The sequence below is a fragment of the Burkholderia sp. Nafp2/4-1b genome, assembly GCF_003635165.1.
GTDB lineage: Bacteria > Pseudomonadota > Gammaproteobacteria > Burkholderiales > Burkholderiaceae > Burkholderia.
Window position 1 is genome coordinate 1 of sequence record NZ_ML058658.1, and the last position, 8,423, is coordinate 8,423.

The 8,423-nt window shown below is 58.7% G+C and carries 7 protein-coding genes and 2 pseudogenes; 7 read left to right on the forward strand and 2 right to left on the reverse strand.

Translation table 11 applies throughout. The annotated features are described in order from the left end of the window. Positions 1-231, reverse strand: a 231-nt coding sequence (locus C7H84_RS35015) for a helix-turn-helix domain-containing protein (RefSeq protein ID WP_162999500.1), incomplete at its 3' end; no start/stop codon positions are given. A 137-nt stretch (positions 232-368) separates the two neighbouring features. On the opposite strand from C7H84_RS35015, the pseudogene C7H84_RS35020 reads away from it, so the two are divergent. Continuing rightward, positions 369-494, forward strand: a pseudogene (locus tag C7H84_RS35020) (IS5/IS1182 family transposase); the annotation flags it as partial. Positions 495-540: 46 nt separating this feature from the next. Here C7H84_RS35020 and C7H84_RS35025 read toward each other — a convergent pair. Then, complete coding sequence (locus C7H84_RS35025) at positions 541-1,350, reverse strand: helix-turn-helix domain-containing protein (protein WP_121863068.1); 810 nt, start codon at positions 1,348-1,350, stop codon at positions 541-543. 918 nt (positions 1,351-2,268) lie between these two features. On the opposite strand from C7H84_RS35025, the gene C7H84_RS35030 reads away from it, so the two are divergent. The 6 genes and pseudogenes from C7H84_RS35030 to C7H84_RS37470 form a co-directional block, all read left to right on the forward strand. Then, positions 2,269-2,892: a tetratricopeptide repeat protein gene (locus tag C7H84_RS35030; RefSeq protein ID WP_162999501.1), complete on the forward strand. Its 624-nt coding sequence runs from the start codon at positions 2,269-2,271 to the stop codon at positions 2,890-2,892. A gap of 1,327 nt (positions 2,893-4,219) precedes the next feature. Continuing rightward, entirely contained in the window at positions 4,220-4,564 is a 345-nt protein-coding gene (locus tag C7H84_RS36840; protein WP_162999502.1) for a hypothetical protein, read from the forward strand. Between the two features lie 1,692 nt (positions 4,565-6,256). After that, a complete protein-coding gene (locus C7H84_RS35040; RefSeq protein ID WP_240462194.1) occupies positions 6,257-6,688 on the forward strand; it encodes a transposase in 432 nt (143 codons plus the stop codon). After that, complete coding sequence (gene tnpB, locus C7H84_RS35045) at positions 6,685-7,032, forward strand: IS66 family insertion sequence element accessory protein TnpB (protein WP_121863071.1); 348 nt, start codon at positions 6,685-6,687, stop codon at positions 7,030-7,032. The genes C7H84_RS35040 and tnpB overlap by 4 nt, the downstream gene beginning before the upstream one ends. A 51-nt stretch (positions 7,033-7,083) precedes the next feature. Then, positions 7,084-7,740, forward strand: coding sequence for an IS66 family transposase zinc-finger binding domain-containing protein (locus tag C7H84_RS37465; RefSeq protein WP_240462195.1), 657 nt, complete (start codon positions 7,084-7,086; stop codon positions 7,738-7,740). After that, positions 7,721-8,423 (forward strand): annotated as a pseudogene (locus C7H84_RS37470) (IS66 family transposase); the annotation flags it as partial. The gene C7H84_RS37465 and the pseudogene C7H84_RS37470, both read left to right, overlap by 20 nt.

Sequence of the window (8,423 nt, forward strand, 5' to 3'; positions counted from 1 at the left end):
GTGAACGGGCGAATCTTTGAGCCACGCAGTCTGCGACCCATTTCGCCACGCCGTGAGGTGCTTTGCCATCGCCACGTAGCTGATGAACTTGCCGCCCGCGGCGTAATTGTCCCTCTGCAACGCCAGCGCCTTGTTGTAGACGTACCGACACGATCCGGCGAAGCGGCGCATATCGCGCTGCTGCTCGCCGGTTGGCATCAGTTCGAACTTGAAGGCCTGGAGTCTTTGCATGGAAGTCATCGTATCAGCATTGACGCGTTGTCAAGGCCGCCTTTGGCGTCCGCGCTTTCCTTCCTCGCCCCCTGAAGGACGAGGTTTGACGCGCTTCTCGATCAAGATGGTCCAGACTGACGCTTACGATTCACGCCCTACGCGGCCATCCGCTTCAATGGCCACGTACGGTCTATGCCGATCGCGGTTACGACTCCGAGGAACAGCATCGGCAAACCCTGTGTAGTCGAGGTATCCAGCCGGTGATCGCGAACAGCCGGACCAACCGTTCGCGATCACCCACTGAGCGCGTCGTCGGTCGTGTCGGCGTCAAGGGAGCAGGACATGCGCATTTCTAACCGTGCTGGGCGTCACGCCAAGCAGTTTTTTGATGTCGTTCGTGATGTGCGAGGCCGATGTGTAACCATGGCTAATGGCGACTTGGAGTACCGAGTCACTGCCTTCGATAAGCTGCAGAGCTGCACGTGCGGCGCGCCATGCGCGCAGACGAGGTTTAGCAGCGCAGCCAAACGCCCTGTGACAGAGCCGGCGAAAATGTGAATATGATACGCCGTAACGCTGACCCAGTTCTCTAAGCTGACTCTCCTCGACCGGCTCGCTAATCAGGTAACGAGTAAGTCGATAGGACTCCAAGCTTCGTAAGTGATTAGCCAGATTTACGTTCCTGTGACCGCGCAATACATCCAGTGCGAGCCAGTGTGATAAAGTAGCGCTCGATTCGATCCATTCCGGCGTTACTGGCTCCAACAATACATCATCCGTTTTTCGTCTAAACACGGGTGGTACGCCGAGTGCAATATCTATCACGGCAAGCCAAGAACTGAGCGTGTATTCATTTAGCATCCAAGCAAGGCGACCCGGTTCGAATCGCACGGTGAATCGCTCATGACTAGCCAACACATAGGATTGCACATCAATATGCAAAGTTGTCGGACTTCCTGAGCGCCGCTCACAGACGACTTCACATGCGGGCCCGGGACCAATGGCCAGTAGCGAACCGGCGCCAAAACTTGCAGCGCTCTGCCGGATAACGGGGCACACATTGGCCGGCATGTACAGCCGCCGGTTGACCGGCGGCTCCAGTAGCGTGCGCCCGGGAAAATCTGTCTGGCATTCCATCGCTCTCCTCCCTCATTCCGTCGTTTACGTCGGTGAATACATCGTCGAACGTTGATCTCACTGGTTATGCAGGTAGTCGATGCCGGCTACATGTAAGCCGTCGGTTGAATACTAGAAACCGATCGCCCCCCAGGAAATGAGAACACTCTCAAAGCGGGCTAGTGCGATATGGTCGACCGCTAAGATAGGCGGGCGCGAGGGGAGCAGTGAGAGCATTCTCATGGCTTGGACGCGTTAAGATCCGTACCATTGCACCCACAGCTCTACTGCCGGTGATAGGTTTGATCCGACAGCGGTGACTGACGCGCGCGAGTGCACTGACTTCGAATCGTTGCGAGCGGTGCTTTGTCCGAACATCTCACTCACGCGCTGGAGCCGTTTGTTGCCGTGGTGGATTCAATATGCGAGGCGGGATGCCAGCGCACACCCAATCATTACGCTCAGCGAGTGGTCAGCGACAGATTTATGCGCGGCCGATTGGGGAGGTTATGCCTCCGTTAATTGTCAGAGTGAATTGCCTAATGACAGTTGGCATGCGAAAGAGTCGCGGCTTCCGGCTTCTTGTGAGAGCCTCCGCCGGTTTTCGGTCTGCTGCTCGAACGGCCTGGACCGCCGAGTTCGCTCCCATGCGCGACGCAAGCGTGGTCAGGCGGTTAGTGAACGACTTCTCGCCGTCAAGGGCAAGCGTGGTTGCGGATCAGCAACACTCGAGCAGATCAAATTCCATATATGCAAGGGGCGCGTACGCGATTGCTGGTTTTCACCGACCTGGGTAACGAGATCTTCTTGGAAACCTCACGGTACATGTTCTTCTGCGAGTGCTCATGATCCGACCGAAGTGCGCGCAGCGTATTCGGCGTCGATCGAGCAAGCTGGCCTGCACGCTTCGTGCGCTACCAGGTAAATGTGATAAGCAACATGACTCAGTCAGACACGAAGACGCATGACACCACGGGCCATAACGGTCAATCTGGATCTGCGGAGCACAACATCGAGCGGTTGCGTGAGCTCGTGATTGATGATATCGAGCACGGGGCAACGTTCAGAGAAATGTCCCGCATATCTGGTGACACGATGGCAATTCTCTATGCCCAAGCTTATGCACTCTATCAGGGGGGCCGGCTGGATGAGGCTGAATCGTTTTTCCGGTTTCTGTGTATCTACGATTTTCAGAACGTCGACTATATCTTGGGATTAGCCGCCGTACTGCAGATCCGCAAAGAGTACCGCAAGGCCCTCGATCTATACGCGATGGGGTACACCATGAGCGGCGGCGACCATCGGGCACTATTGTATGCGGGGCAATGCAACCTGCTCCTCAGACGAGTCGGCAATGCGAAGCACTGCTTCGAAGCCTTGATTTGCGATGTGGCAACCTGTGAACATATCCGCATCAAGGCGCAAGGCTATCTGGACACTCTTCTTAACTCTGCAGCTGGCAAGGAACGCGACGATGAAGCGCAGGTGCACGAAAGAGTGGATCGTAACGGCGATGAGGCACAGCTGAGCGGCAAAGAAGGCTCTGGCGAAGATATCAAATGATAGGCGTTGTACGGTATCGAGATAACCACGTCGAGGTCCGGTCAAAGTGAGGCACTACTCCGATGACCATCCACGACGCGGTTGCAAGCATTGCTTGTGACCAAGTGTAGGACGTTCTGTTCGCGGATCCGCACGAGCGCAAATCGTACAACGTTACAAGACTCCCGCCTATTCGCGGCAAGCGGGGTCGATGCGGCCGAAGCCGATCATCGTTTCAGTTCGCAATAGCCGGTGTCGAACTGCTGGCAACGGTGGGCCACAGACGTCTGAAGCGCACTCCCTTCCGATGCAACCTGAATGCGCAACGCGCGAGCCGCCCACTACTCTGGTAGATCCGGACGCTTCTGCCGCGCTGGAGGCGAGACGCGCATGCGACCAGGGGCATCATCTGATTTTCCCGACAGGCGTTCCAACCCGTCTCGCCTTTGTCGGAATCAGAAAGTGACGATTGCGTTCACTCGAGATTAGGTTGCGTAGGTTGCGGCGATCACGAAGCATCCGTCGAAGGCCACGAGCGAATGCTCCGAAACATGTGCCGCACGAGCCTTCTTTCACATCATCTCGCAGGTATCATAGCGACCAAACGCGATATCGCCACGAGATGCGAATACTCCCCGTGCGGGCATTTCGATGGCCTACGTGGTGCATACAGAGGAAGACCCTTTGCCCCTTCAATGAACGGTTATGTTGTTCCGGTGGCTTCACACCAAGTCGCTACCAACTCAGCATGCACCGGCAGGATTGATGGAACAGGCCCTGCCTGGTGTGCCCTATACGAGATGGAAATCCTCGACTCGACGTTCGCCTCGCCCTAGCTGTACGGCATTAGCCCTGTAGGGCCGATAAGGCGTACGTTAGTATCTCGACCCGTATGGGAGACATCGACAAAATCCAATCGACGAATGGAGTTCCGCGCTCACGGTCAAGGGTCTGATGGCACAGGAAGGCGCGCCGCGTGACATCAGTGAATCGCGAAGACGGTACGTATCGATTTCGAATACGGTGTACATCCCCAAATAGCCGTAAGCGCAATCGGTTGTTATTCGGGGCCATTCAATGAGTCGCGGCACGCAAACCGGGCGCAATCAGCGCTTTCTGCAAGAATCTCATCATCAATTTCGGCATCGTATTGAGCAACGCCTCGTCTCTGGTATTTTTGAATGCCTTAGATACATCATGTATAAGCTTGAATCTTCACGGAAATAGTACCCGCCAGTTCGTACATCAGGGACGCTCACCACCATGAACGTGTTACGTCGAACTTGACAAGCAACCTGCACCCGGCGGTCAACAAAGTTGTGGTGAATTATTTTGAGGAATGCATGTTGTGAACGTCACAAAGCCAAAATGGACAATCTGCAATTTCATACAATCTCGTGCGATAGACGATGTGTGGGCGACCGCAAACCAAATCGCGCACGGCACCTCGATCGACGTGAAGCACGTGCGCCAACTGATGCCGTCGCTGGTCGACGCAGGCTATCTGCAGCGCACCGACAACTGCCCGAGATTATATCGGTGGGCAGACGATGCCCCACCTCTCCCCGCCCCTCGTTCCGACCGCGTCCGACGCCCCACCCGCGAAGAACGCGAACAGCAAATCGCGGAGGCGGCCGCGCAGCGGACCGCTGCAGCCGTCAATGAGATGGTACGCTTTGCCTCGACTTGCTGAAAGCGGCAACACGGGCGCTCGGTGGCAGCCGGTGGGCGCGGCTGCAAACCCTGTATGTTCGGGCCGGCCGAAACAACGCTGCCATATGCGAACACCGAACGCCCATGTGGCCACGCTTTTGTCAATGACAGAGGCACCGCGGCTGTAGCCATTTCCAAAGTATGTAGCATAAAGAATGCAGATGATGGGATCGTGAGTCTGACATCGAGTCTCGCTACGTCCGGACGGCTATTTGGCACGCGGCGGTAGCATTGACCACGGCGGGACGGGACTGCGCCTGATAGAAAAAGTCAAGTGTCTTCGTTTTGCACCGCACAGACGTAAGGCAGGTGTCGGGTGACGGTCGGTGGGCGCGACCGATGACCTCCCGAAGTGAGGAGTCCAGGACAAACGCTGCCATATGCGAACATCCGGCGCCTGCCCTTGCGTCTGTCGTTGGTTGTATGTTAGGACCTCGCGGCGACCGTCATAGACACCGACGCAAAGCGACATCAAAGTGGTGCCCCTCGTTTTCGATTTGATGCCACCACTTTGCCAGAGCCGGAAGCCAAGCCGGGTAGCCGCAATGGCCCCCCGGATTATGATCGCGAGTTTCGACGCCGCCTTGCAGCCGCGGCACGTGAGCGTGGCGTGTCGGTTGCTAAACCGGTGCGAGATAATGGTGGCATCAACGCAAACATGCTGCTCACAGGGCACCGTCGGCATCGTGCGCAGTTGCAGGCCGAAACGACGTCCCAGATTGCGGTGTATGAGACGCCGCCACAGCGCGCGGCGGTGCCCGCTGAGTGACGTGACGTCGGCAGTTCGACTGCGCAAGCCGGGACGATCGAGATTCGGTTTGACGCCGTGGTAGTCACGGTCGGAGGCGTCGTTGACGCCGATAGGCGACCGGCCATATTGATATTGGCGAGTTTGCGCTCGCGATCTCCCTGCCAGCCGGTACACGCGTCGCGCTGTCTGCAGGCGCCACCGCTGCGGGCTCCAGGGGCTCGCGGCGAAGGTGCGATGGGACTCGCCGGAGAATCCTCCGGTGCGGGCCGCAACGTCTTCATCTTCCGCTGTCGTCGCGGCGATCTCGTGAATGTCCTACGGGGCCCCGAAGACGGGCTCTAGCTCCTCGCAAAGCTGGTCACAGTGCGCGACGACGGCTCCGCGTCCACTTGCGCCAAAGGCTGCGAAGCCGACACAGCCCGCCAATTAGCTCAAGGCTTGAAGCGACTTGCGGGTCGCATCGAATAGGCATTTGCGAGCGACAGGTGAGTCATTTCGATCTGTTTCCACGCCGGGCCAATGCCCGACGTTGAAACAATGCGGCCCCGACGTGCCGTATGCCCCCGCCGAGAAATGGAGATCCAATCGGATCTCTATTTTTGGACTTATACCAACCAACCGAAGTCACCGTCCATTCAATTCAGCAGCATTCGCATAAGATTAAAAACAGACTTAAACCCTGTTTCGTGCGGGTTTGCGCTCTCGCCAATGCAGGCGATGCACACGGTGATGCGCCATGTGAAGAGCTATAAACGCACACCCTTCTCATGCCGGATCGCACTTCATGCACTCGCCTCGTCGTCGGGCGCCGCCGCGCCGTACATCCCCAGCTACTACCACGGCGGCAACGTAAGCGTCATTTCGTGGCCGCATGGACAGAGCTGAAGCCCGTGTCCAAAGTGATGTCCGTTACTTCAAGTGATGGGGACTACTTTGGACACACGGAATGCGCGATCATCGAACCGCAAGGGCCGACCGAACTACACACCAGAGTACCGACGGCAAGTTGCCGTCGCGGCGTGCGAGCCGGGTATTTCGGTGGCCAAGCTCGCGCAGGCGCACGGACTGAATCCCAATATGGTGTTCAAGTGGCGCCGGCAACTGCGGGCTGGCCTGTTTGAAGGAGTGGCGAACAGCACAGCGGTGTTGCTGCCCGTAGCGCTACAGGATGCACCGACCGGCGAGACCGCAGAACCGGCGTCGCTCGCTCTACAACCTGTCGAGCCACATCGCGAGAGCGTACCGGCAGCGTCGGGCATCGAGATCGAACTGAACGGTGCCCGCGTACGCGTCACGGGCATGGTCGACCCCGTGCAGTTGCGCCTCGTGCTGCGCTGCCTGATGCCGGCATGATTGCCCCACCGACCGGTACCCGTGTCTGGCTGGCAGCGGGCGTTACCGATATGCGCCGTGGCATGGATGGACTTGTCGCGCTGGTGCAGTCAGCACTCGGACGTGATCCCTTCTCGGGGCACATCTTCCTGTTTCGCGGGCGTCGCGGTGACCTCATCAAGATTTTATGGTGGAGCGGCGACGGCATGAACCTGTACGCGAAACGACTCGAGCGTGGACGCTTCGTGTGGCCGCAGGCGGACTCGGGAACAGTCCATCTGTCAGCCGCCCAACTGTCGATGCTGCTCGAAGGGATTGACTGGCGGCATCCCGAGAGGACGTGGCAGCCGACGCACGCGGCATAAGGCAGGGTGCGGGAGCCCACAAGCGCGTGGCCTTCATTTACACTGGCATGCATGCCAGCCAGCCGTCTGCCCGATGACATCGCCGCTCTCAAGCGCATCGTTGCCTCGCGCGACGAGACCATCGCGCAGTTTCTGGCCGAGATCTCGCGACTGAAACGATGGCAGTATGGCCGCTCATCTGAGCGCATGGCAGAACTGATGGACCAGCTGCAGCTCGCCCTCGGTGAGCTGCCTGTTCATGAACCAGATATGGCCGCACCGGCGAAGGTGCCTGATGCCGACGCGACTGCGGATACGTCGGCCACAACGAACCTTGTTCCACTGCGCCGCAAGCCGCGGCACTTCCCTGCCCATTTACCTCGCGATACGGTTGTTCATGCGCCGACGAACAGCGGATGCCCGGAATGCGGCAAACAGACGCGTGCGCTGGGCGAGGACGTATCAGAGATACTCGACTATGTGCCCAGTTACTTCAAGGTGCTGCGTCACGTACGTCCGAAGTTGAGCTGCCCGCGCTGTGCCGCAGTAGTACAGGAGCCGGCACCTTCGCGACCGATAGCGCGATCAATGGTGGGTGCCGGGCTGCTCGCACAGGTCGTGGTCGCGAAGTACGCTGACCATACGCCGCTATACTGGCAGGCCGGCATCTACCGCCGCGCACGCAGGCATCGAACTGGACCGGGCAACGCTGGCTTCGTGGGTTCGTGAAGCGGCTGCACTGCTGCAACCGCTGTCCGATGCACTCGGTCGTTACGTGCCCGACGCAGACAAAATCCACACCGACGACACGTCCGTGGTGCTGGAGCCCGTGCGTGGCTAGACACGCACGGCGCGCCTGTGGGCCTATGTGCGGGATGATCGCCCGGCAGGGAGCCGCGCGCCATCAGCAGTCTGGTACAGGTACTCACCCGACCGCAAAGGCGAGCGACCTCGGGAACATCTGGCGGGCTACACGAGAATCCTGCAGGCAGATGCCTTCAGCGGGTATGACGCCCTGTATCGTGACGGCACGGTCATCGAGGCCGGATGCTGGGCGCATGCGCGGCGCAAGTTCTACGACCTTTACAAGCTGGATAGCTCACCGATTGCCGAAGAAGCATTGCGCCGCATTGGGGCGCTGTATGCTGTTGAGCGCGAGGTTCGCGGGGAAACGCCGGAGGTGCGCCTGTCTACGCGTCAGCAACGCTCGACACCGTTGCTCACTGAGCTGAAGGCCTGGTTCGAACACACGCTGTCACAGGTATCAGCGAAGTCGGGGCTGGCGAAGGCGATCAGATACTCGCTGGGGCACTGGCATGCACTCACACGCTATTGCGAAGACGGGCGCGTCGAGGTGGACAATAATACGGCGGAGCGCGTAATCAGGCCGCTCGCGACGGGGCGTTCATTGT